The following is a 23,666-nucleotide window of genomic DNA, read 5'->3' on the forward strand; positions in this document are numbered from 1 at the left end:
TTAAGGCCTCTTGCATGTCCGATCCTCGTTACCAGGTCGACGTCAGCGTCGTCACCCGCTATCTGGCAGAACAATCGCAACCCGAGCAAAACCGCTTTGCCTTCGCCTATACCATCACCGTGCACAACAATGGCGAGCTACCGGCCAAACTGTTGTCGCGGCACTGGGTGATCACCGACGGTGACGGGCATGTCGAAGAGGTTCGCGGAGCCGGCGTTGTTGGCCAGCAGCCTTTGATCGAGGTGGGCGAAAGCCACACCTACAGCAGCGGCACCGTCATGACCTCCAAGGTCGGCACGATGCAGGGCACTTATGAAATGGTTGCCGACGACGGCAAACACTTCGACGCCATCATCGCCCCATTCCGTCTGGCGGTGCCCGGAGCCCTGCACTGATGGCAACGTACGCCGTCGGCGATCTGCAAGGCTGCCTTCAAGCATTGCAATGCCTGCTGAAGCAAGTCGCCTTCGACCCGACACGGGATCGTCTGTGGCTGGTAGGCGATCTGGTCAACCGTGGTCCGCAGTCTCTGGACACCTTGCGCTTCCTCTATAGCATCCGCGAATCGCTGGTATGCGTGCTCGGCAACCACGACCTGCACTTGCTGGCTGCCGGGAAAAACATCGAACGCTTGAAGAAGTCCGACACCCTGCTCGAGATTCTCGCAGCACCCGATTGCGCGGAACTGCTGGAGTGGCTGCGTCAGCAAAAGCTCATGCATTACGACGAACAGCGCGATGTCGCCCTGGTACACGCTGGCATTGCGCCCCAGTGGTCACTGCGCAAGGCCTTGAAGTATGCCGCCGAAGTCGAGACGGCATTGCGCGATGACAACCTGTTGCCGCCCTACCTCGATGGCATGTACGGCAACGATCCGGCGAAATGGGACAACGACCTCAAAGGCGTGACACGCCTGCGGGTGATCACCAACTATTTCACCCGCATGCGGTTTTGTACCGCCGAGGGCAAGCTTGACCTCAAAAGCAAGGAAGGCCTCGACAATGCGCCCCCGGGCTACAAACCCTGGTTTCAGCACAAAGAGCGCAAGACCAAGGGCCTGAAGATCATCTTCGGCCACTGGGCCGCTCTGGAAGGCCGATGCAATGAGCCGGGCATCTCGGCCCTCGACACCGGTTGTGTCTGGGGTGGCGCCCTGACCCTCATGAATGTCGACAGCGGTGAACGCCTGTCTTGCAAATGTGACGAGCGTGGCCTTGCCCTGCCGCCAGTCGCCGCACTTATCCCCGAACCATCGTCAGCAAGCGCCCCGCGCTAGACTGCGCTTTCAGCCGAGCCACAGGAGCCCGCCATGAGCGAATTCAAACGTATCCCCCCAGAACAGGCCCAGGCCCTGCGCGAACAAGGCGCGGTGGTGGTCGATGTTCGCGACCCAGCGACCTTTGCCGCGCTGCACATCGCCGGCTCGAAGCATCTGGATAACCACTCCATCTCGGATTTCATCCGCGCTGCCGACCTCGACGCACCGACTGTGGTCGTCTGCTACCACGGCAATTCCAGCCAGAGCGCCGCTGCGTACCTCATTAGTCAGGGCTTCTCCGACGTCTACAGCATGGATGGCGGTTTTGAGCTGTGGCGTACGACTTACCCTTCGGAAACGGCGCAAGGCACTTCCGAATAATTTTTTTGTAACGCGCAAGCCCCGGCCCCCGTGGGCTCGCGCGGTGGCAGACGAACGGTCTGCCACAACTAATTACGTATCTCGCCTTTACCTCCCGAATTCCCAACTATCCTTAAGCGCAGGCCATCCAAAACAGGGGAGAGCCGGTACACCGGCGCGCGGGTCATCGGGAGTAGCTTTCGGGGTAGTCAGCTTCGAAAGAGTTCTGGGGGGTAAACAGCGACTGCATATTCGGTCGCTGCCAGCATCGACTGAATGATCCGGCGTCGGCTCCACGTATCGAGCGAGGTGACGTCATGAGTATCTTTAGCCACTTCCAACAACGCTTCGAGTCCACACGCCAGGAAGAACTCTCGCTGCAAGAGTATCTTGAGCTGTGCAAAAGCGACCGCAGCGCCTACGCCTCCGCCGCCGAGCGTCTGTTACTGGCCATCGGTGAACCGGAGCTCCTTGACACCTCGGCCAACTCGAGGCTGTCGCGAATCTTTTCCAACAAGGTGATCCGCCGCTATCCGGCCTTTGAAGACTTCCACGGAATGGAAGAATGCATCGACCAGATCGTGTCGTATTTCCGCCATGCCGCTCAGGGCCTGGAAGAGAAGAAACAGATTCTCTATTTGCTCGGCCCAGTGGGTGGCGGTAAATCGTCCCTGGCCGAGAAGCTGAAACAGCTGATCGAAAAAGTACCCTTCTACGCGATCAAGGGCTCGCCGGTATTCGAATCGCCTCTGGGTCTGTTCAACGCCACTGAAGATGGCGCGATCCTCGAGGAAGACTTCGGCATTCCACGGCGCTACCTCAACACCATCATGTCGCCATGGGCTACCAAACGCCTGGCCGAATTCGGCGGCGACATCAGCCAGTTCCGGGTGGTGAAGCTCTACCCGTCGATCCTCAACCAGATCGCCGTGGCCAAAACCGAGCCGGGAGATGAAAACAACCAGGACATCTCGGCACTGGTGGGCAAGGTCGATATCCGCAAACTGGAGGAATACCCACAGAACGACGCCGATGCCTACAGCTACTCGGGCGCACTGTGCCGGGCCAACCAGGGCCTGATGGAATTCGTCGAAATGTTCAAGGCACCGATCAAGGTGCTGCACCCATTGCTGACCGCCACTCAGGAAGGCAACTACAACAGTACCGAAGGTCTGGGGGCAATTCCGTTTACCGGGATCCTGCTGGCCCACTCCAACGAATCGGAATGGCACACCTTCCGCAACAACAAGAACAACGAAGCCTTCATCGACCGGATCTACATCGTCAAAGTGCCGTACTGCTTGCGGGTCAGCGACGAAGTGAAGATCTACGACAAGCTCTTGTTCAACAGCTCCCTGGCCAAGGCTCACTGCGCGCCTGACACCCTGAAGATGCTTGCCCAGTTCACCGTACTCTCGCGTCTGAAAGAGCCGGAAAACTCCAACATCTACTCCAAAATGCGCGTTTATGACGGCGAAAACCTCAAGGATACCGATCCGAAGGCCAAGTCGATCCAGGAATACCGCGACAACGCGGGTGTCGACGAAGGCATGAACGGTTTGTCGACCCGCTTCGCGTTCAAGATCCTGTCGAAAGTGTTCAACTTTGATCCGCACGAAATCGCTGCCAACCCGGTGCACTTGCTTTACGTGCTGGAACAACAGATCGAACAGGAACAATTCCAGGCGGAAACCCGCGAACGCTACTTGCGCTTCCTCAAGGAGTACCTGGCACCGCGTTATATCGAGTTCATCGGCAAGGAAATTCAGACCGCCTACCTCGAGTCTTACAGCGAGTATGGCCAAAACATCTTCGATCGCTATGTGCTCTACGCCGACTTCTGGATCCAGGACCAGGAATACCGCGACCCGGAAACCGGCGAGATCCTCAACCGCGTAGCGCTGAACGAAGAACTGGAGAAAATCGAAAAACCGGCGGGCATCAGCAACCCGAAGGATTTCCGCAACGAAATCGTCAACTTCGTGCTACGCGCCCGGGCCAACAACAACGGCAAAAACCCGACCTGGCTCAGCTACGAAAAACTGCGAGTGGTCATCGAGAAGAAAATGTTCTCCAACACCGAGGACCTCCTGCCAGTCATCAGCTTCAACGCCAAGGCCAGCAAAGAGGACCAGCAGAAGCACAACGACTTCGTCACACGGATGGTCGAGCGGGGCTACACCGACAAACAGGTACGACTGCTGTCCGAGTGGTACCTGCGGGTCAGAAAATCACAATAACCCGCTGCCGGTCAGACCGGCTGTCGTCAGCCAGAGGCCTGTGTACGCATTTTCTGTTACACAGACCTCTGGAAGGTGTTCGAAAGTCGGTAGCGAGGTTCAGTCAGCGTCCAAAAGCGCTTGGGGGAGCGTGAACATCCCTTGGCACCGTCGATGCTGCATAACCGCTCGCCCCTTTCAGGACAGCTTCTAAGGAGCAGTCATGAGCTATGTGATCGACCGACGTCTCAATGGCAAGAACAAGAGCACGGTGAACCGTCAGCGGTTTCTGCGGCGTTACCGTGATCACATCAAAAAGGCTGTCGAAGAGGCGGTCAGCCGGCGCTCCATTACCGATATGGAACACGGCGAACAGATCAGCATTCCCGGTCGCGACATTGACGAGCCGGTGCTTCACCACGGCCGCGGTGGCAAGCAGACCGTCGTGCACCCGGGCAACAAGGAGTTCACCAGCGGCGAGCACATTGCCCGCCCACCTGGAGGTGGCGGTGGCAGAGGCCCCGGCAAGGCTGGCAACTCGGGCGAAGGGATGGACGAGTTCGTCTTCCAGATCACCCAGGAGGAATTCCTCGAATTCATGTTCGAGGACCTTGAGCTGCCGAACCTGGTCAAGCGCAACCTGACCGGCACCGACACCTTCAAGACCGTTCGTGCCGGGATCAGTAACGAGGGCAATCCGTCGCGGATCAACATCATCCGGACCTTGCGCTCGGCCCACGCACGGCGAATCGCCCTGTCTGGCAGCAGCCGGGCAAAACTGCGCGAAGCCAAAGAAGAACTGCTGCGACTCAAGCGTGATGAGCCAGACAACTTCGGCGATATTCAGGAAGTCGAAGCAGAAATCGAAAAACTCAGTGCGCGCATTCATCGCGTACCGTTCCTCGATACCTTCGACCTCAAGTACAACCTGCTCATCAAGCAACCCAACCCCAGTTCCAAGGCAGTGATGTTCTGCCTGATGGACGTGTCCGGCTCCATGACCCAAGCGACCAAGGACATCGCCAAGCGCTTCTTTATACTGCTGTACCTGTTTCTCAAGCGTAACTACGACAAGATCGACGTCGTGTTCATCCGCCACCACACCAGTGCCCGGGAAGTGGACGAAGAGGAGTTTTTCTATTCTCGCGAAACCGGCGGCACCATCGTTTCCAGCGCCTTGAAACTGATGCAGGAGATCATGGCCGAACGCTATCCGAGCAATGAGTGGAATATCTATGCCGCTCAGGCCTCCGACGGCGATAACTGGAACGACGACTCGCCAATCTGCCGCGACATTCTGATCAACCAGATCATGCCGTTCGTGCAGTACTACACTTACGTTGAGATCACCCCGCGCGAACACCAGGCCCTGTGGTTCGAGTACGAACGCATCGCCGAAGCCTTCTCTGATACTTTTGCCCAGCAACAACTGGTCTCGGCCGGGGATATCTATCCGGTCTTCCGTGAACTCTTCCAGCGCAGGTTAGTGACATGACCGCCAAAGAGCAGAAGCGCCAACCCATTTCCACCGGCTCCGAATGGACGTTCGAGCTGATTCAGGCCTACGACAAGGAAATCAGTCGTCTGGCGGCTCGCTACGCGCTCGATACTTACCCCAACCAGATCGAAGTGATCACCGCCGAGCAGATGATGGACGCCTACGCCTCCGTCGGCATGCCGCTGGGTTATCACCATTGGTCCTATGGCAAACACTTCCTCAGCACCGAGAAATCCTACAGCCGCGGCCAGATGGGGCTAGCCTACGAGATCGTGATCAACTCGGACCCCTGCATTGCCTATTTAATGGAAGAAAACACCATCTGCATGCAGGCTTTGGTCGTCGCCCATGCCTGCTACGGGCATAACAGCTTTTTCAAAGGCAACTACCTGTTCCGCACCTGGACTGACGCCAGTTCGATCATCGATTACCTGGTTTTCGCCAAGCAATACATCATGCAGTGCGAAGAGCGCCATGGTATCGACGCGGTCGAGGACCTGCTGGATTCCTGCCACGCCCTGATGAACTATGGGGTCGATCGCTACAAACGCCCCTATCCGATTTCTGCCGAAGAAGAACGTCGCCGGCAAAAGGATCGGGAAGAACATTTGCAGAAACAGATCAACGATCTGTGGCGGACCATTCCAAAAGGTGCAGACAAGTACAGCGACAAGGACAACGCGCGCTTCCCCGCCGAACCTCAGGAAAACATCCTCTACTTCATCGAAAAACACGCACCGCTGCTGGAGCCATGGCAGCGGGAAATCGTGCGGATCGTGCGCAAGATCGCTCAGTATTTCTACCCGCAACGTCAGACTCAGGTGATGAACGAAGGGTGGGCCACGTTCTGGCATTACACCCTGATGAACGACCTGTATGACGAAGGCCTGGTGACCGACGGCTTCATGATGGAGTTTTTGACGTCCCACACCAGCGTGGTCTATCAACCCGGCTTCGATAGCCCCTACTACAACGGCATCAACCCCTACACGCTGGGTTTTGCCATGTACCGGGACATTCGCCGCATGTGTGAACACCCTACCGAAGAGGACTACCGCTGGTTCCCTGAGATTGCCGGCACCGACTGGCTGTCGAGCATCAAATTCGCCATGAGCAGCTTCAAGGATGAAAGCTTCATCCTGCAGTACCTGTCACCCCAGGTGATCCGTGACCTGAAGTTGTTCAGCATTCTTGATGACGATCAAAAGGACGATCTGCTGGTCCCGGCCATTCATGACGAAGGTGGCTACCGAATCATCCGTGAAACCCTGGCGGCGCAGTACAACCTCGGCAATCGTGAACCCAACGTGCAGATTTACAGCATCGACCGGCGTGGTGACCGCTCGCTGACTTTGCGTCACCAGCAACACGACCGCAAACCGCTGGGCGAGTCCACCGAGGAAGTGCTCAAACACCTGCACCGCCTCTGGGGCTTCGATATTCATCTGGAAACCCTGCAAGGCGACCAGGTGATGAAAACTCATCATGTTCCGCCCAGAGGTGAACACAGCGAAGGGGATTACGGCCGGCTGGACCTGGCCGTCATTCATCTTTGATCCTTTTTCTGCCTCCGGAGGCTCGACGCAAAGGTTATTCTGTCGAGCTAACGGAGGTTTTTTATGCAGATTTATAAAGTCGGCGGTGCGGTACGCGATCGCCTGCTGGGCAAGCCTGTCACAGACATCGACTGGGTTGTGGTTGGCGCCACCACTAAAGAAATGCTCGCCAAGGGCTTTCGCCCGGTGGGTGCGGATTTCCCGGTTTTTCTTCACCCCAAAAGCGGTGAGGAATACGCCCTCGCCCGAACCGAACGCAAAAGCGGACGCGGTTACGGCGGCTTTACCTTTCACGCCAGCCCCGAAGTCACCCTCGAAGAAGACCTGATCCGTCGTGACCTGACCATCAATGCCATGGCTGAAGACGATCAGCAGAACCTGACCGACCCTTATCATGGCCAGCGGGATCTAGAGGCGCGCCTCCTTCGTCACGTTTCCCCCGCGTTCGCCGAAGATCCGCTCAGGGTTTTGCGTGTTGCCCGCTTCGCAGCTCGTTATGCGGCGCTCGGTTTCACCGTGGCGCCGGAGACACTGGAACTGATGCGCCAACTCAGCGAATCAGGCGAACTGGAGGCCTTAACCGCCGAACGTAGCTGGAAGGAAATTTCCCGGGCTCTGATGGAAGACCAACCCCGGGTATTCATCGAAGTGCTGCGCGATTGTGGCGCTCTCAAGGTATTGATGCCGGAAGTCGATGCCCTGTTCGGCGTACCGCAACCGGAAGCCCACCATCCGGAAATCGACACGGGCGCGCACACCCTGAGCGTGCTGGAGCAAGCGGCGCGGCACAAACAACCACTCACCGTGCGCTGGGCCTGTCTGCTGCACGACCTCGGCAAGGGACTGACGCCCGAGGAGGAGTGGCCCCGACACATTGCTCATGAGCACAAGGGCTTAAAACTGATCAAAGCGGTCAACGAACGCTTCAAGGCGCCGAAGGACTGTCAGGAACTGGCTCTGCTGGTAGGCAAATATCACACCCACGGCCATCGCGCCCTGGAGCTGAAGCCATCGACTTTGCTGGAGTTGCTGCAGAGTTTTGACGTTTACCGTCGGCCGCAGCGGTTCGAGGAATTTATCGCGGCATGCGAGATGGATGCGCGTGGACGCAAAGGATTGGAGCAGCGAAGTTATCCACAGGCGGAATATTTGCGAGGAGCGGCGAATGCTGCTCGGACCGTAGCGGTTCAGCCGTTGCTGGAGAAGGGTTTCAAGGGGCCGGAGTTGGGTGAGGCGATCAAGCGTGAGCGGCTCAAGGCGCTGAAGGCCTACAAAGAAAAAGCCTAAGCAAGAGCAAAAGATCGTCCGAACGATCTTTTGCTTTACAGCAAATCTGAGGGCGTCAGCTGCTCGCAACGCCACTCGAACGCCACCGGTGCCAACACCTGATCAATCTGCGCCTCGCGCCACAACGTCGCAAAGCTCTTGCCTACACCCGGATGCACGCGATCCGGTGCAATCAGCGACAACGGCCACAGCACGAAGGCATTTTTCAGAATTTCTGCCCGCGGCAGGATCAAGCCATCGAAGTTGCCCACCAGATCGCCGAACAGCAGCACGTCGATATCCAGCGGCAACCCCTTGCGATCCGGCGCATAACGGCCGTTGTCCGCCTCGATGAATTTCAGCCGGCGATCCAGCTCAATCAGCGGCAGATCGGTAAAAGCCGACACCACAAAATTGAAGAATGGCCCGCTCTTGATCCCCACCGGCTGGCTTTCGAACACCGCCGAGCAGCGTATATCCACCAGAAAACCTGCCAAGGCTTCCAGGCCAGCCTGCAAATGGGATTCGCGCTCGATATTGCTACCGAGCCCGAGAAACACCTGAGTCAGCGACATCCGCGCTCGATCTCCACGCCCACACCACCCGTGGCAGCCGGGATGGCGCCTGGCTTGGTCAGCTTGAGGCGCATCCAGGTGATGTTGAATTCGCTCATCAGGACTTCAGCCAAACGCTCGGCGAAGGTCTCGACCAGTTGGAACTGCGCCTGCTCGGCAAAAGCCTGGATACGCGACGACACACTGGCGTAATCGAGCGCCAGAGTCAGGTCATCACCGGCGGCGGCCGGGCGATTATCCCAGGCGAAACTCAGATCAAGACGCAAGCACTGTCGGATGCCTCGCTCCCAGTCGTAGGCACCAATCACGGTGTCGACTTCCAGGCCCTCGATAAACACTCTGTCCAAGCACTTTTCTCCGCTGCACGACAAGGGCGCAATGCGCCGTTAGAATCAGGGCGTCCTCGCCCGGAATAGTTAGCATGTTTTGGTTACTGGCGACCCTCGCCTACCTGCTCGGCTCTCTGTCCTTCGCCATTTTGCTCAGCCGCCTGACCGGTAACCCCGATCCGCGAATGAGTGGCTCAGGCAATGCCGGCGCCACCAACATGTTGCGCCTGGCCGGCAAAAAACTCGCCGTCCTGACCTTGATCGGGGACCTCTTCAAAGGCCTGCTACCCGTACTGATCGCCGGCGTTGCGGACCTTTCGCTTCAAGAACAGGCCTGGATCGGCGTCTGTGCCGTTATCGGCCACCTGTTCCCGCTGTACTTTCGCTTTCGCGGTGGCAAGGGTGTCGCCACCGCTGCCGGCATGTTGCTGGGCCTCTACCCGCCCGCCGCACTGCTGGCGGTCTGCGCCTGGCTGCTGACGTTCTACCTGACTCGCACCAGCTCACTGGCGGCCTTGATCGCCACACCGCTGACCCTGCCGCTGCTGGCCTGGCAAGAACCGGCGGCACTGCTGCCCATGAGCGCACTCACGGGACTGATTGTCTGGCGCCATCGGGGCAATCTACGCGACCTGTTTGCCGGGCGCGAACGGCATTTTTAATTACCGGACATGAGCGCCGCTCATCACAGCGCCGACAATTGCTCCATCGGCCAACGCGCCTGCACGCTGATCGCCAGGCTTTCATGCTGACCGGCCTGCAAACGCTGGCAGCCGGCAAAGGCAATCATCGCGCCGTTGTCGGTGCAGAACTCCGGACGAGCATAAAAAACATCGCCCTTCATGTCGCCGAGCATCTTCTCCAGTGAGGTACGCAGTGCCTTGTTGGCGCTGACGCCGCCAGCGATCACCAGACGCTTCATACCGGCCTGTTTCAGGGCACGCTTGCACTTGATGGTCAAAGTCTCCACCACGGCCTGCTGGAACGCCAGCGAGATGTCGCAACGGGCTTGCTCGCTGTCGTCCCCGGCGCTGACGCTCTGCTGCCAGGTGTTCAGGGCGAAGGTTTTCAAGCCACTGAAACTGAAAGCCAGTCCTGGACGGTCGCACATCGGGCGCGGGAAAGTGAAACGTCCTGCAACCCCTTGCTCTGCCAGCCGAGCGATTTCCGGACCACCCGGATAATTGAGCCCCATCATCTTCGCGGTCTTGTCAAAAGCTTCACCGGCGGCATCGTCGAGGGTCTCGCCCAAGAGTATGTATTGACCGATCCCGTCGACCTGAACCAGCTGCGTATGACCGCCAGACACCAACAAAGCGACGAACGGGAATTCCGGTGGCTGCGACTCCAGCATCGGCGCCAGCAGGTGACCTTCCATGTGGTGCACACCCAGCGCCGGAATACCCCAGGCGAAGGCCAGCGCCTGAGCGCAAGAGGCGCCCACCAGCAAGGCACCGACCAGGCCAGGACCCGCGGTATAAGCGATGGCGTCGATCTCGGTCGGCACACAGTCAGCTTCGGCCAACACCTGACGAATCAAGGGCAGCATGCGTTTGACGTGGTCACGCGAGGCCAGCTCCGGCACGACCCCGCCATAGGCGCGGTGCAGGTCGATCTGACTGAACAGCGCGTCGGCCAGCAGGCCGCGTTCACTGTCATATAATGCGACACCGGTTTCGTCGCAGGAGGTTTCTAATCCCAGTACTAGCATGGGTTTGCGCCTTGTTTAGGCTGAATTCGAAGGCGCGCATAATAGTCGCCATGGGATGCCCCGACTAGCGGTTTTCGATCAGAGGCTTTGCATTCCGGTCGATGAGGAGTTAACATCCGCAACCCTTAAAAACCGACGTCTTCAAGTGCTCTTTTGCCACGAGGATGTTGACCCCGGTAATGAATGAAGGTAGCTCTGGATGCCAGCCGTCAAAGTAAAAGAGAACGAACCCTTCGACGTAGCTCTGCGTCGTTTCAAGCGCTCCTGCGAAAAAGCCGGTGTACTGGCTGAAGTTCGTAGCCGCGAATTCTACGAGAAGCCTACTTCTGAGCGTAAGCGCAAAGCAGCAGCCGCTGTTAAGCGTCACGCCAAGAAAGTTCAGCGCGAACAGCGCCGCGCCGTTCGTCTGTACTAATACACAGACGTTCGTAGCAAGCTTCTGCCAAGCCCGGCCCTCAGCCGGGCTAATGGCATTTGCGGAAAACGCTTGATGCTTCACCGTCAAAGCCGCACACGCGACCGAGACAAATCTGCTTCACAGCGTCAGACCTGGCTCTTTTGCCAGCGGTGCACGTCTTTTCTGACGAGCCTTCCAAGGCTACTGACGAGCACACCCACTGATTCCTCTCACGACGATCAGCCCAAGGCACCTTCCTGCGTGCCAGCTTATGAGCTATCCGAGGCCATCGACAGGCCGCAGCCGGATTCAGCGCAACACTTTCAAATAGCCGAATACTGATTGGTACTAACGTCAGTGGATTTTCGGCAGATACACTTCCCGACAGCGAATACGCAGACGACACTGGTCGAGCCGCACATTTTGCGCGCCTCAAACAACGACCCGCGCTCAGCCGCTCTTCGTTTCGGACCCATTGCAGCGCAGATGACGAGAACGCCATGGCCGGGCTAATTCCCCAGAGCTTCATTGACGACCTTCTGAACCGCACCGACATCGTCGATGTGGTCAGCTCGCGCCTGCAAATGAAAAAGGCTGGCAAGAATTACACCGCCTGCTGCCCGTTTCACAAAGAGAAAACCCCCTCCTTCAGCGTCAGCCCCGACAAGCAGTTCTACTACTGCTTCGGCTGCGGCGCTGGCGGCAACGCCCTCGGCTTCATGATGGACCACGACAATCTGGATTTCGTCCAGGCTGTCGAAGAACTGGCCAAAGCCGCCGGCATGGAAATCCCCCGCGAAGAAAGCGGACGACCGCACAAACCGCGGCAGCCGACCGATTCGCCGCTCTACCCGTTGCTCACCGCCGCCGCCGACTTTTACCGCCAGGCACTGAAAAGCCATCCGTCGCGAAAAGCGGCTGTGGATTATTTGAAAGGCCGCGGACTGACCGGCGAAATCGCCCGAGACTTCGGCCTCGGCTTTGCCCCGCCCGGTTGGGACAACCTGTTCAAGCACTTGAGCAGCGACACCCTGCAACAGAAAGCCATGATCGATGCCGGCCTGCTGATCGAGAACGCCGAAACCGGCAAACGCTATGACCGCTTCCGCGATCGCGTGATGTTCCCGATCCGCGACAGCCGCGGACGAATCATCGCCTTCGGCGGCCGGGTACTGGGCGACGACAAGCCGAAATACCTGAACTCACCGGAAACCCCGGTATTCCATAAGGGCCAGGAACTCTACGGCCTTTATGAAGCACGCAAGAACAACCGCAACCTCGACGAAATCATCGTCGTCGAAGGCTACATGGATGTTATCGCCCTCGCCCAGCAAGGCCTTCGCAATGCTGTCGCGACCTTGGGCACCGCCACCAGCGAAGAGCACTTGAAGCGCCTGTTTCGCGTCGTGCCCAACGTGCTGTTCTGTTTCGACGGCGATCAGGCAGGTCGAAATGCCGCCTGGCGGGCATTGGAGGCAGCGCTGCCGAGCCTGCAGGACGGGCGGCGCGCACGCTTTCTGTTCCTCCCCGAAGGCGAAGACCCGGACACACTGGTCCGCTCCGAAGGCACTGATGCCTTCCGCGCACGGATCAACCAGCACGCCCAACCATTAGCGGACTATTTTTTTCAACAGCTGACCGAGGAATCGGACCCACGCTCGCTCGAAGGCAAGGCCCACATGGCCACCCTCGCCGCGCCGCTGATCGACAAAGTCCCGGGGGCGAACCTGCGCATCCTTATGCGTCAGCGCCTGACAGAAATTACCGGGCTTAGCGGTGAAGCCATGAGCCAACTGGTACAAAGCGCACCTCAGGAAGCACCGCCGGCGTACGACCCGGGCATCGATTACGACGCCATGCCGGACTACAGCGACTACCATCAGCCGCAGGCACAAGAGATGTATGTGCCGCAGCAGGAATGGACGCCGAAGAAACCCGGTGCAGGCGGCAAGAAGTGGGACAAGAAACCGTGGGACAAAAACGGCAAACGCGGTGGTGATCACGATCGCCCCCGCGCGCCACGGGTGCCGGCCGCTGTAGAGCCGCCGACCCTGGCCGCCTTGCGCACACTATTACATCACCCGCAATTGGCCGAGAAAGTCGAGGATGCCGGGCACTTTGCTGCCGAGGATCACACCAACACGCAATTACTGGTGGCTCTTCTCGAAGCCGTACAGAAGAATCCCAAGCTAAACTCATTTCAGTTGATTGCACGCTGGCACGGTACGGAGCAAGGACGTTTGCTCAAGGCGCTGGCGGAAAAGGAATGGCTGATTGACGGAGATAACCTTGAACAACAGTTTTTCGACACCATTACTAGCTTGTCAGCCCGCCAACGCGAGCGAAACCTGGAACAACTTCTCAGGAAAGCACGTCAAAGTGAACTGAGTGCCGAAGAGAAAAATCAACTGCGCGACCTATTAAGTCGCAATGTTTCCGCAACAAGCCCGACCTCAACTGGCGCGTGAGGTCATAGCTCAGGTATAATCCTCGGCTTGTTTTTTGCCCGCCAAGACCTTCAGTGGATAGGGTGTTATGTCCGGAAAAGCGCAACAGCAGTCTCGTATCAAAGAGTTGATCACACTTGGTCGTGAGCAGGGTTACCTGACTTACGCGGAGGTCAACGACCACCTGCCGGAGGATATTTCAGATCCGGAACAGGTGGAAGACATCATCCGCATGATCAATGACATGGGGATCAACGTATTCGAGGTTGCGCCAGATAAGGATTCCCTTATGCTGGCCGACGCCGATACCGACGAAGCCGCGGCCGAAGAGGCAGCAGCAGCGTTGGCAGCGGTCGAGACCGACATTGGTCGCACCACCGACCCAGTGCGCATGTACATGCGTGAAATGGGTACGGTAGAGCTCCTCACACGTGAAGGCGAAATCGAAATCGCCAAACGTATTGAAGAGGGCATCCGCGAAGTGATGGGCGCAATTGCGCACTTCCCTGGCACGGTTGACCATATTCTCTCCGAATACACTCGCGTCACCACCGAAGGTGGCCGCCTGTCCGACGTCCTGAGCGGTTATATCGACCCGGACGACGGCATTGCGCCGCCTGCTGCAGAAGTGCCGCCGCCTGTCGACCCGAAAGCCGTGAAAGCGGACGACGAGACCGAAGACGACGACGCTGAAGCCAGCACCGACGACGAAGAAGAAGCCGAAAGCGGTCCGGATCCGGTCATCGCAGCTCAGCGCTTTGGCGCTGTCTCCGATCAGATGGAAATCACCCGCAAGGCGCTGAAAAAGCACGGTCGTGGCAACAAGCTGGCAATTGCCGAGCTGGTGCTTCTGGCTGAGCTGTTCATGCCGATCAAACTGGTCCCGAAGCAATTCGAAGGCCTGGTCGAGCGTGTTCGCAGTGCCCTGGATCGTCTGCGTCAGCAAGAGCGCGCGATCATGCAACTTTGCGTTCGTGATGCCCGCATGCCGCGTGCCGACTTCCTGCGCCAGTTCCCAGGCAACGAAGTCGACGAAAGCTGGACCGACGCACTGGCCAAAGGCAAAAGCAAATACGCTGAAGCCATTGGTCGCCTGCAACCGGACATCATTCGTTGCCAGCAGAAGCTGACCGCGCTGCAAACCGAAACCGGTTTGACGATCGCCGAGATCAAGGACATCAACCGTCGCATGTCGATCGGTGAGGCCAAGGCCCGCCGCGCGAAGAAAGAGATGGTAGAAGCGAACTTGCGTCTGGTGATCTCCATCGCCAAGAAATACACCAACCGTGGCCTGCAATTCCTCGATCTGATCCAGGAAGGCAACATCGGCTTGATGAAAGCGGTAGACAAATTCGAATACCGCCGCGGCTACAAGTTCTCGACTTATGCCACCTGGTGGATCCGTCAGGCGATCACTCGCTCGATCGCCGACCAGGCCCGCACCATCCGTATTCCGGTGCACATGATCGAGACGATCAACAAGCTCAACCGCATTTCCCGCCAGATGTTGCAGGAAATGGGTCGCGAACCGACCCCGGAAGAGCTGGGCGAACGTATGGAAATGCCTGAGGACAAGATCCGCAAGGTATTGAAGATCGCTAAAGAGCCGATCTCCATGGAAACCCCGATCGGTGATGACGAAGACTCCCATTTGGGTGACTTCATCGAAGACTCGACCATGCAGTCGCCGATCGATGTCGCCACTGTTGAGAGCCTTAAAGAAGCGACTCGCGAAGTTCTGTCCGGCCTCACTGCCCGTGAAGCCAAGGTTCTGCGCATGCGCTTCGGTATCGACATGAATACCGACCACACCCTCGAGGAGGTTGGTAAGCAGTTCGACGTGACCCGTGAACGGATTCGTCAGATCGAAGCCAAGGCGCTGCGCAAGCTGCGCCACCCGACGAGAAGCGAGCATTTGCGCTCCTTCCTCGACGAGTAACAACGAAACCCCCGGCCCAGGCCGGGGGTTTTGCATTTTGCAGATTAAATCCCCCGCGCCTCCCTCCCCCCCGAATTGCCCGTCTACACTCGAAACATTCCCCCGAGCCATAACGAGACCGTTATGCCCAGACTGCCGACCGTGCTTTTTTTGCTGTCGCTGATGACCTGGACCGCAACGGCTGGCGCGCTGACTCTGACCGACGAAGAACGTAGCTGGCTGGCGGCTCACCCGGATTTGCGCCTGGGTGTCGATGCGTCATGGCCACCCTTCGAATTTCGCGACGATCAGGGCCGCTATCAGGGCCTTGCGGCAGACTATATCGACCGGATCCGTCAACGCCTGGCCATCAAGCTCACGCCCATCGAGCCTGTTAGCTGGACCGTCGTCCTGGAGCAGGCCAAACAAGCCAAGCTGGACCTGTTGCCCGGCATCATGTCGACCCCGGAGCGCCAGACTTACCTCTCATTCACCCGCCCCTACCTGGACTTTCCGATTGTCATCCTCGCCCATGTCGGAGGCCCCCAGCCACGCAAACTCGAAGACTTGTACGGGCTGAAAGTCGCCGTGGTGGAAAACTACGCACCCCATGAGCTGTTGCGCACCCACAATCCCGACCTTAATCTGGTGGCGATGCCCAACGTCAGCTCAGCGCTGCAGGCGCTGGCTACCGATGAAGTGGATGCGGTGGTCGGCGATCTCGCCTCCAGCGTCTGGAGCCTGCGCCAGCTCAAGCTCGACGGGCTCTACGTCAGCGGCGAAACCCCCTATCGCTATCAATTGGCGATGGGCGTGCCCCGGGACAACAAGATACTGGTCGGCATTCTGGATAAAGTCCTGGCGGACATGACCCCGGACGAAATCAATGGGATTCAGGAGCACTGGGTTGGCAACGTCCTCGATCATCGAACATTCTGGAACGATCTGCTGGTTTACGGTCTACCAGGATTGCTGCTGCTGATCATCGTGCTGGCGGTGGTTATCCGGATCAACCGCCGATTGAGTTCAGAAATTGCCCGGCGGGTCGACCTGGAGCAAGAACTGCGCAGCAGTGAATACCACTACCGCGGTCTGGTGGAGAGCCTTTCGGCCATCGCCTGGGAAGCGCGGATCAGCGATTTCACCTACAGCTATGTGTCCCCCCATGCCGAGGATCTGCTCGGTTACCCCTTGTCTCATTGGCTGATTCCAGGCTTCTGGCGCAACATTATCCACCCGGCCGACCTGACCCGCGCCCAGACCTTCTGCGATCACGAAGTACTGGCCGGACGCGATCACAGCCTCGATTACCGGGTCATCACCGCCGATGGCCGTTGTATTTGGGTGCGCGATATCGTCAGCCTGATCGAGCACGGCCATGAACCGGTGATGCGCGGGCTGATGATCGACATCAGCGAAGCCAAGCGCACCGAAGAGGCGTTGCGCCTGTCGGAACAGAAGTTCGCCTCGGTGTTCCAGCAATGCCCGGACATACTAGTCATCGCGCGACTCTCCGACGGCTGCCTGCTGGAGGTCAACGAAGCGTTCGAAGAACAGATCGGCCTCAAGGCCGAAGACGTCATCGGCCAGACGGCCACCGACCTTAACATCTGGGGCATACCCGGCGTCGGGCCCGGCTTGTTGCAACGGTTGCAGGCCGGCAGCATCCGTAACCTGGAGATGCCCTTTCGCCGCAACAATGGCCAAGTGTTTACCGGCCTGATCTCCGCTGAACCGTTCGACCTCGATACAACCCCTGCGCTGGTAGTGGTCGTGCGGGACATCAGCCAGCTAAAGGAAACCCAGAAACAGCTGCAAACCTCCGAAGAGAAATTCGCCAAGGCCTTCCATGCCTCACCCGACGGCTTGCTATTGTCACGGCAGAGCGACGGCTTACTGATTGAGGTCAACGAGGGTTTCAGTCGCATTACCGGTTTCAACAGCGCGATGTCCGTGGATCGCTCCGTCCTCGAGCTGGGAATCTGGGTCAATCTCAACGAACGCAAACAGATGCTCGATCTGCTTCAACGGGACGGTTTCGTCCGCGACTTCAGTTGCCATATACGTCGCAGCGACGGACAGATTCGCCTCTGCGAGTTGTCCAGCCGTCCGCTACCGATCGGCGATGAAGATTGCATGCTGACCATCGCCCGGGACATCACCGAGCGACACCTGATGCAGGAGAAACTGCAACAGGCTGCCACGGTATTCGAGAGCACCGCCGAAGGTGTATTGATCACCGACACTCAACAGCACATCAGCGCGGTCAACCGTGCGTTTACCGAAATCACCGGCTACAGCGAGAGCGAAGCATTGGGCCACACCCCTCGCCTGCTCGCCTCGGGCCTGCACGACAGCGCGTTTTATGCCGCCATGTGGCATCAACTGACCGCCGAAGGTCATTGGCAGGGCGAAATTTCCAACCGGCGCAAGAATGGCGAGCTCTATCCGAGCTGGCTGACGATCAGTGCGGTGCGCAACCGGGACAGATTCGTCACCCATTTTGTCGCGGTGTTCGCGGACATTTCCAGCCTCAAACACGCCCAGGCCAAACTCGATTACCAGGCACACCACGACCCGCTGACCGGGTTGCCAAATCGCACGCTGTTCGAGAGCCGATTACTGACCGCGCTCAACAACCAACAGGAAAACGGCGGCCAGGGCGCGGTGCTGTTCCTGGACCTGGACCGTTTCAAACACATCAACGACAGCCTGGGTCACCCGGTCGGTGACTTGCTGCTCAAGGGCATTGCCGTGCGCCTCAAGGAGCAGTTGCGCGACATCGACACCGTGGCGCGCCTGGGCGGCGACGAATTCATCATCTTGCTGCCCGGGCTGCAGCAATCCAGTGACGCCGACAACATCGCGACCAAATTGCTCAATTGCTTCGGCGCACCGTTCCAGGCTGGCGAACATGAGTTTTTTATCAGCGCCAGTATCGGCACCAGCCTGTATCCCAAGGATGGCTGCGACGTCGCCACGCTGGTCAAGAACGCCGATGCGGCGATGTACCGCTCAAAGGCCAAGGGTCGCAACCGGGTCGAAAGCTACACCCGCGACCTCACCGCTCAAGCCAGCGAGCGAGTGGCACTGGAACATGAACTGCGACGCGCTATCGAGCGCAACGAACTGCACCTCCATTATCAACCGAAGATCAGCCTGGTCGACCATCGCCTGGTCGGCGCAGAAGCGCTCATTCGCTGGCGCCACCCGACCTTCGGCGATGTGCCACCGGAGCACTTCATTCCGCTGGCCGAAGAAAACGGCATGATCCTGCAAATCGGCGATTGGGTTCTCGAAACCGCCTGTCGGCAGATGTTCGAGTGGAATCAGATTTACGAACTCGTCGGCCCGCTGTCGGTCAACCTCGCGGGCGCTCAATTGCGCCAGCCGAACCTGCTCGGTCGGATCGAACAATTGCTCAAGGACAACCGCCTCAAACCCGGTTTCCTGCAACTGGAAATTACTGAAAACTTCATCATGAGCCAGGCTGAAGAGGCGCTGGCAGTGCTGCATCAACTCAAACACCTGGGTGTGCAACTGGCGATCGACGACTTCGGCACCGGTTACTCGTCCCTGAGTTACCTCAAACGTCTGCCACTGGACATTCTCAAGATCGACCAGTCTTTCGTCCGCGGCCTGCCGGATGATCCCCACGACGCAGCCATCGTTCGCGCCATTATCGCCTTGGGCCGCAGCATGCAATTCACCATCATCGCAGAGGGCGTCGAAACCCTCGCGCAGCAGCAATTCCTCGCTGCCGAAGGCTGTGAACAGATCCAGGGCTACATCGTCAGCCTGCCCTTGCCACCGGAAGAATTTGCCGCGACGTTTCTTCGTATAGCCTTTTCAGACTTTTCGGATAGCACAGCCGAGAAACCGTCGCTATAATCCGCGGCCTACTGAGGGCCTATAGCTCAGTTGGTTAGAGCAGAGGACTCATAATCCTTTGGTCCACGGTTCAAGTCCGTGTGGGCCCACCAAACAAGAAAGCCGCGCAATGCGCGGCTTTTTCGTGTTTGAGGCTTGGATTTTCGAAGGCGCTTCTTCTGTATGAATACGGAAAGTGTCCAAAAAGTATCCACCCTCCCGCCACGCCGGATCACAGTTTCAGCGTGTATTGCGCGTAAACCCATCCCTCAAGCTCATCACCGTTCAGTTCGACCGATACGTGAATCCAGGATTATGCCGGTAAACGTAAGCAGACTCGCCGCGAGCGTTTTCTGATCGAGATGGATCAGGTGGTGCCCTTGAAGGAATTGGTTACCTTGATTGAGCCGCATTATCCGAAGGGCGAAGGTGGTCGTGCTGCCTATCCGTTGCTGGCGATGTTGCGGGTTCATCGGATGCAGAATTGGTTCGGCTTCAGCGATCCGGCGATGGAAGAATCACTTTAGGAGACCACGATTGTTCGCCAGTTTTCGAGATTGCATCTGGATCGGATTCCCGACGAGACCACGATCCTCAATTTTCGGCGCTTGCTGGAAAAACATGAACTAGCCGGCGGAATTTTGCATGGTGAGGAAACGTACGTCTGCGGCGATGCCGGTTACCCAGTATCCATGCTCCTTTGATCGACCTACTAGTCTCTCAAAGGTGCATGGGATTATGGCGGCTTACTTCAGGTTGCCGCTGAGAAACTGCCGCAGACGTTCGCTTTTCGGGTTGCCCAGTACTTCTTCGGGCACACCCAGCTCTTCTACCCGCCCCTGGTGCAGGAACAGCACTTGGTTCGACACTTTGCGGGCAAAGCTCATTTCGTGGGTAACCATGATCATGGTGCGGCCTTCTTCGGCCAGCCCCTGAATCACTTTGAGCACTTCGCCCACCAGCTCCGGGTCCAGGGCCGAGGTCGGCTCGTCGAACAGCATGATCTCCGGTTCCATGCTCAGGGCCCGGGCGATGGCGACGCGTTGCTGCTGACCGCCGGAGAGGAACGCCGGGTATTGATCGGCGACGCGCGACGGCAGCCCCACCTTGTCGAGATAGCGTCGGGCGCGCTCCTCGGCATCCTTCTTGCTGACACCCAGCACCCGGCGCGGGGCCATGGTGATGTTGTCGAGCACGGTCATGTGGCTCCACAGGTTGAAATGCTGGAACACCATCGCCAGGCGCGTGCGCAGGCGTTGCAGTTCATCGGCGTCGGCCACGCGCATGCCGTGGCGGTCATGGACCATGCGAATCGGCTGGTTATCCAGGGTCATGGCGCCGTCATTGGGCGTTTCCAGGAAGTTGATGCAACGCAGGAAGGTGCTCTTGCCCGAACCACTAGCGCCGATCAGGCTGATCACATCGCCGGTTTTAGCGTTCAGCGAGACACCCTTGAGCACTTCGTGGTTGCCGTAGCTTTTATGCAGGTTTTCAACGGTCAGTTTGTACATGTGCGCAAACGTCCTCTACGGAATCAGTGAACCGGGGCAAGGAAAGATAACCAGCGGCGTTCGGCCAGGCGGAACAAGCCGACCAGAATGAACGTGACGGCCAGGTAGATGACTGCGGCGATACCGAACGACTGGAAGGTCAGGAAGGTTGCAGAGTTGGCGTCTCTGGCGACCTTGAGAATGTCCGGCACGGTGGCGGTAAAAGCCACGGTGGTCGAGTGCAGCATCAGGATCACTTCGTTGCTGTAGTAAGGCAATGAGCGGCGCAGGGCCGATGGCATGATGATGTAGGCATAGAGCTTCCAGCCACGCAGGCCATAGGCCTTGGCCGCCTCGACTTCGCCGTGGTTCATGCTGCGGATCGCCCCCGCGAAGATTTCCGTAGTGTAGGCGCAGGTGTTCAGGGCAAAGGCCAGAATGGTGCAATTCAAGGCGTCGCGGAAGAACGCATCAAGTACCGGCTGGGCGCGTACCGCAGCGAAGCTGTAGATGCCGGTGTAGCAAATAAGCAACTGGATATACAGCGGCGTACCGCGAAACAGGTAGGTGTAGAACTGCACCGGCCAGCGCACCCAGACACTGGACGACACCCGGGCAATCGACAACGGCACCGACGCCACGAAGCCGAAGAAAATCGAGGCACTGAGCAACCAGAGGGTCATGGCCAGCCCGGTGATGTGACTGCCGTCCTGGTAAAGGAAGGGTCGCCAGTATTCCTGCAGTAGTTCGATCATCGTACGGCCTCCCGGGTGCCTGCTGCGTAGAAGACATCCAGCCGGTGCAAGACGTAATTCGAAGCGGTGGTAATCACCAGATAGATCAAGGCCGCCAGCACAAGGAAGAAGAACAACTGATAGGAGCTTTTGCCCGCATCCTGGGCCACCTTGACCAGATCGGCCAGTCCGATGATCGAGACCAACGCGGTGGCCTTGAGGATCACCATCCAGTTATTGCCGATGCCTGGCAGGGCGAAGCGCATCATTTGCGGGAACACCACGAAGCGAAAGCGCTGGGCGCGTGTCAGTCCGTAGGCGGTAGCCGCCTCCATCTGGCCGCGGGGTACGGCGAGGATCGCGCCGCGAAAGGTCTCGGTGAAATACGCACCGTAGATGAAGCCCAGGGTAATGACCCCGGCACTGAACGGGTTGATCTCGATATAGTCCCAGCCCAGCGCTTCGGTCAGGTTGGTCAGCCAGGTTTGCAGGCTGTAGAAAATCAGCAGCATCAACACCAGGTCCGGGACGCCACGGATCAGCGTGGTGTAGGCCTGCGCCGGGATGCGCAGCAGTGCTGACTTGGAAAGCTTGGCACTGGCGCCGATCAGGCCGAGGACCACGCTCACCAGCAGCGACAGAAAGGATAATTTGACAGTCATCCACGAGCCTTGCAGCAACAGCGGGCCAAAACCCTTAAGGCTGAAGCCGGAAAGCCCCAGAATCTGCAATAGGTATTCGAACATTGAGCAGCCCTTTGGCAATCAAGAAAGCGCCCATCCGGGGATGGGCGCAGGGTCGTTACTTGCCGCTGTAAAGGTTCAGGTCAGCGAAGTGCTTCTGCTGGACGGCGGCATAGGTGCCATTGTCGTGCAGAGCCTTGATGCCTTTGTCCAGCAAGGCCTTGAGTTCAGTGTTGCCCTTGGTGATGCCCACCGCCGTTTTCGATGGAAGCAACTCGCTCTCGACCGGCTTGCTGACTTCAAAGTTGGCGCCTTGTGGCGACTTCAGGAAGCCCAGTTCGGCTTGCAGCATGTCCTGGATCGAAGCATCGAGGCGACCGGAGATCAGGTCCGCGTAAACCTGGTCCTGATTGGCGTAGGCCTGTGTCTTTACTCCGGCCTTGTCCAGCACGGCCTTGGCGTAGGCTTCCTGGATGGTGCCTTGCTCGTAGCCGACTTTCTTGCCCTTTAGCGTGGCCGGATCGGCGTCGATGGCGGCGCCTTTCTTGAATACCAGCGCGGTCGGGCCAGAGAACAGCTCGTTTGAGAAATCGATAACTTTCTCACGCGCTGGCGTGGCGGTCATGGAAGAGATCACGCCGTCGAACTTGTTGGCCTTGAGGCCGGGAATCATGCCGTCGAAATCGCTTTCGACCCACTTGCACTTGACCTTCAGCTCAGCGCAAATCGCGTTGCCCAGGTCGATATCGAAGCCCACCAGGCTGCCATCGGCGGCCTTGGATTCGAACGGCGCGTAGGACGGATCGACGCCAAAGCGCAATTCCTTGTATTCCTTGGCCAGCGCGGAGCCGGCAGCCATGCAGAGAGCCAATGCGGAAAGGGTCAGAAATGTTTTTTTCATTATTTTTATTCCTAAAGACCAACATGAGCGCTTGTGACACATGAGTACTGTTATGGAACTCGTATGTCACTTTGGAAGAAGTAACACCCAACAGCTCGCGCTCCTGGTGAACGAGGAGGCAGAGCTCGCGGGGAAAGGAGTCTAGAAGCAAGCGAGTGCGACGATAAGACGCAAAGTGCATTAATTTGACGAATTATTGGTCATTATGACGAGTAATAGTGAGCGTATGATGCGTCGACGCTAATTCGTTAGTCATGAAGAGCTGCTGCGACCAGAACAAATCGCACTGATTGCGAACCACTTCCATCACATCCCCATCGCTGTTAATGGCGGCAATCTTTGGCGTGCGTGCGGATCGCTGAAGTCGCGCGTACACCACTGATTTTGGCCACGTGACTCGACCAGGGTCCCTGATGCTGGGGGCGCTGCTGCTTTCGGCATACACGCAGATCGC

19 protein-coding genes, 1 tRNA gene and 1 pseudogene are annotated in these 23,666 nt (G+C 58.2%); 14 read left to right on the plus strand and 7 right to left on the minus strand.

The window, feature by feature from the left end:
* Positions 1-14 precede the first annotated feature (14 nt).
* The 7 genes from apaG to FQ187_RS14200 all read left to right on the plus strand — a co-directional run bounded on the left by apaG (position 15) and on the right by FQ187_RS14200 (position 8,178).
* Complete coding sequence (gene apaG, locus FQ187_RS14170) at positions 15-395, plus strand: Co2+/Mg2+ efflux protein ApaG (protein ID WP_008147202.1); 381 nt, start codon at positions 15-17, stop codon at positions 393-395.
* Positions 395-1,276: a symmetrical bis(5'-nucleosyl)-tetraphosphatase gene (locus FQ187_RS14175; RefSeq protein WP_149629969.1), complete on the plus strand. Its 882-nt coding sequence runs from the start codon at positions 395-397 to the stop codon at positions 1,274-1,276. The genes apaG and FQ187_RS14175 overlap by 1 nt, the downstream gene beginning before the upstream one ends.
* A 33-nt stretch (positions 1,277-1,309) precedes the next feature.
* A complete protein-coding gene (glpE, locus tag FQ187_RS14180) occupies positions 1,310-1,639 on the plus strand; it encodes a thiosulfate sulfurtransferase GlpE (protein ID WP_008147200.1) in 330 nt (109 codons plus the stop codon).
* Between the two features lie 296 nt (positions 1,640-1,935).
* Positions 1,936-3,858 (plus strand): PrkA family serine protein kinase, encoded by a 1,923-nt coding sequence (locus FQ187_RS14185; RefSeq protein WP_008147199.1) that lies wholly within the window; start codon positions 1,936-1,938, stop codon positions 3,856-3,858.
* Positions 3,859-4,060: 202 nt separating this feature from the next.
* Positions 4,061-5,332: a YeaH/YhbH family protein gene (locus tag FQ187_RS14190; protein ID WP_033056219.1), complete on the plus strand. Its 1,272-nt coding sequence runs from the start codon at positions 4,061-4,063 to the stop codon at positions 5,330-5,332.
* Entirely contained in the window at positions 5,329-6,891 is a 1,563-nt protein-coding gene (locus FQ187_RS14195; protein ID WP_046045370.1) for a SpoVR family protein, read from the plus strand. Before FQ187_RS14190 ends, FQ187_RS14195 begins: the two co-directional genes overlap by 4 nt.
* Before the next feature lie 63 nt (positions 6,892-6,954).
* Complete coding sequence (locus FQ187_RS14200) at positions 6,955-8,178, plus strand: multifunctional CCA addition/repair protein (protein WP_149629970.1); 1,224 nt, start codon at positions 6,955-6,957, stop codon at positions 8,176-8,178.
* A gap of 35 nt (positions 8,179-8,213) precedes the next feature.
* Here the strand turns inward: FQ187_RS14200 and folK are convergent, their stop codons facing one another.
* Entirely contained in the window at positions 8,214-8,732 is a 519-nt protein-coding gene (folK, locus tag FQ187_RS14205) for a 2-amino-4-hydroxy-6-hydroxymethyldihydropteridine diphosphokinase (RefSeq protein WP_149629971.1), read from the minus strand.
* The gene (gene folB / locus FQ187_RS14210) at positions 8,723-9,079 is read right to left on the minus strand and encodes a dihydroneopterin aldolase (protein WP_008008297.1); all 357 of its coding nucleotides are present in this window, start codon (positions 9,077-9,079) and stop codon (positions 8,723-8,725) included. The genes folK and folB overlap by 10 nt, the downstream gene beginning before the upstream one ends.
* Before the next feature lie 74 nt (positions 9,080-9,153).
* Here folB and plsY point away from each other — a divergent pair, with 74 nt between their 5' ends.
* Positions 9,154-9,723 (plus strand): glycerol-3-phosphate 1-O-acyltransferase PlsY, encoded by a 570-nt coding sequence (plsY, locus tag FQ187_RS14215; protein ID WP_149629972.1) that lies wholly within the window; start codon positions 9,154-9,156, stop codon positions 9,721-9,723.
* Between the two features lie 23 nt (positions 9,724-9,746).
* Here the strand turns inward: plsY and tsaD are convergent, their stop codons facing one another.
* Positions 9,747-10,772: a tRNA (adenosine(37)-N6)-threonylcarbamoyltransferase complex transferase subunit TsaD gene (gene tsaD, locus FQ187_RS14220; protein ID WP_149629973.1), complete on the minus strand. Its 1,026-nt coding sequence runs from the start codon at positions 10,770-10,772 to the stop codon at positions 9,747-9,749.
* Positions 10,773-10,971: 199 nt separating this feature from the next.
* On the opposite strand from tsaD, the gene rpsU reads away from it, so the two are divergent.
* The 6 genes and pseudogenes from rpsU to FQ187_RS14255 form a co-directional block, all read left to right on the plus strand.
* Entirely contained in the window at positions 10,972-11,187 is a 216-nt protein-coding gene (rpsU, locus tag FQ187_RS14225; protein WP_002551877.1) for a 30S ribosomal protein S21, read from the plus strand.
* A gap of 482 nt (positions 11,188-11,669) precedes the next feature.
* Complete coding sequence (gene dnaG / locus FQ187_RS14230; RefSeq protein ID WP_149629974.1) at positions 11,670-13,637, plus strand: DNA primase; 1,968 nt, start codon at positions 11,670-11,672, stop codon at positions 13,635-13,637.
* A gap of 67 nt (positions 13,638-13,704) precedes the next feature.
* On the plus strand, positions 13,705-15,555 hold the full coding sequence (rpoD, locus tag FQ187_RS14240) for an RNA polymerase sigma factor RpoD (protein WP_149629975.1): 1,851 nt from the start codon (positions 13,705-13,707) through the stop codon (positions 15,553-15,555).
* Positions 15,556-15,678: 123 nt separating this feature from the next.
* Positions 15,679-19,425, plus strand: a complete 3,747-nt coding sequence (locus tag FQ187_RS14245) for an EAL domain-containing protein (protein WP_149629976.1) — start codon at positions 15,679-15,681, stop codon at positions 19,423-19,425.
* Between the two features lie 15 nt (positions 19,426-19,440).
* Positions 19,441-19,517: transfer RNA gene (locus tag FQ187_RS14250), tRNA-Ile, on the plus strand.
* Between the two features lie 192 nt (positions 19,518-19,709).
* A pseudogene (locus FQ187_RS14255) lies at positions 19,710-20,084 on the plus strand (transposase); the annotation flags it as partial.
* Between the two features lie 66 nt (positions 20,085-20,150).
* On the opposite strand, the gene FQ187_RS14260 reads toward FQ187_RS14255, so the two are convergent.
* From FQ187_RS14260 to FQ187_RS14275, 4 genes are read right to left on the minus strand one after another with little or no spacing between them, the layout of a single operon-like run.
* Entirely contained in the window at positions 20,151-20,915 is a 765-nt protein-coding gene (locus tag FQ187_RS14260) for an ABC transporter ATP-binding protein (protein WP_149629977.1), read from the minus strand.
* A gap of 23 nt (positions 20,916-20,938) precedes the next feature.
* On the minus strand, positions 20,939-21,649 hold the full coding sequence (locus tag FQ187_RS14265) for an ABC transporter permease (RefSeq protein WP_134420460.1): 711 nt from the start codon (positions 21,647-21,649) through the stop codon (positions 20,939-20,941).
* Positions 21,646-22,374, minus strand: coding sequence for an ABC transporter permease (locus tag FQ187_RS14270; RefSeq protein ID WP_149629978.1), 729 nt, complete (start codon positions 22,372-22,374; stop codon positions 21,646-21,648). Before FQ187_RS14270 ends, FQ187_RS14265 begins: the two co-directional genes overlap by 4 nt.
* A 55-nt stretch (positions 22,375-22,429) precedes the next feature.
* Positions 22,430-23,212, minus strand: a complete 783-nt coding sequence (locus FQ187_RS14275; RefSeq protein WP_149629979.1) for a transporter substrate-binding domain-containing protein — start codon at positions 23,210-23,212, stop codon at positions 22,430-22,432.
* Positions 23,213-23,666 lie beyond the last annotated feature (454 nt).

The sequence above is a fragment of the Pseudomonas sp. ANT_J28 genome, from assembly GCF_008370005.1.
Classification (GTDB): Bacteria; Pseudomonadota; Gammaproteobacteria; order Pseudomonadales; family Pseudomonadaceae; genus Aquipseudomonas; species Aquipseudomonas frigoris.

Excerpts from the sequence above, each read along its gene's own strand:
- rpsU (WP_002551877.1), top strand. The coding sequence starts at position 10,972 with ATGCCAGCCGTCAAAGTAAAAGAGAACGAACCCTTCGACGTAGCTCTG.
- FQ187_RS14185 (WP_008147199.1), top strand. The coding sequence starts at position 1,936 with ATGAGTATCTTTAGCCACTTCCAACAACGCTTCGAGTCCACACGCCAG.
- glpE (WP_008147200.1), top strand. The coding sequence starts at position 1,310 with ATGAGCGAATTCAAACGTATCCCCCCAGAACAGGCCCAGGCCCTGCGC.
- rpoD (WP_149629975.1), top strand. The coding sequence starts at position 13,705 with ATGTCCGGAAAAGCGCAACAGCAGTCTCGTATCAAAGAGTTGATCACA.
- FQ187_RS14195 (WP_046045370.1), top strand. The coding sequence starts at position 5,329 with ATGACCGCCAAAGAGCAGAAGCGCCAACCCATTTCCACCGGCTCCGAA.
- FQ187_RS14260 (WP_149629977.1), bottom strand. The coding sequence starts at position 20,915 with ATGTACAAACTGACCGTTGAAAACCTGCATAAAAGCTACGGCAACCAC.
- plsY (WP_149629972.1), top strand. The coding sequence starts at position 9,154 with ATGTTTTGGTTACTGGCGACCCTCGCCTACCTGCTCGGCTCTCTGTCC.
- FQ187_RS14265 (WP_134420460.1), bottom strand. The coding sequence starts at position 21,649 with ATGATCGAACTACTGCAGGAATACTGGCGACCCTTCCTTTACCAGGAC.
- FQ187_RS14270 (WP_149629978.1), bottom strand. The coding sequence starts at position 22,374 with ATGTTCGAATACCTATTGCAGATTCTGGGGCTTTCCGGCTTCAGCCTT.
- dnaG (WP_149629974.1), top strand. The coding sequence starts at position 11,670 with ATGGCCGGGCTAATTCCCCAGAGCTTCATTGACGACCTTCTGAACCGC.
- FQ187_RS14175 (WP_149629969.1), top strand. The coding sequence starts at position 395 with ATGGCAACGTACGCCGTCGGCGATCTGCAAGGCTGCCTTCAAGCATTG.
- FQ187_RS14275 (WP_149629979.1), bottom strand. The coding sequence starts at position 23,212 with ATGAAAAAAACATTTCTGACCCTTTCCGCATTGGCTCTCTGCATGGCT.
- tsaD (WP_149629973.1), bottom strand. The coding sequence starts at position 10,772 with ATGCTAGTACTGGGATTAGAAACCTCCTGCGACGAAACCGGTGTCGCA.
- folK (WP_149629971.1), bottom strand. The coding sequence starts at position 8,732 with ATGTCGCTGACTCAGGTGTTTCTCGGGCTCGGTAGCAATATCGAGCGC.
- FQ187_RS14245 (WP_149629976.1), top strand. The coding sequence starts at position 15,679 with ATGCCCAGACTGCCGACCGTGCTTTTTTTGCTGTCGCTGATGACCTGG.
- FQ187_RS14190 (WP_033056219.1), top strand. The coding sequence starts at position 4,061 with ATGAGCTATGTGATCGACCGACGTCTCAATGGCAAGAACAAGAGCACG.
- FQ187_RS14200 (WP_149629970.1), top strand. The coding sequence starts at position 6,955 with ATGCAGATTTATAAAGTCGGCGGTGCGGTACGCGATCGCCTGCTGGGC.
- apaG (WP_008147202.1), top strand. The coding sequence starts at position 15 with ATGTCCGATCCTCGTTACCAGGTCGACGTCAGCGTCGTCACCCGCTAT.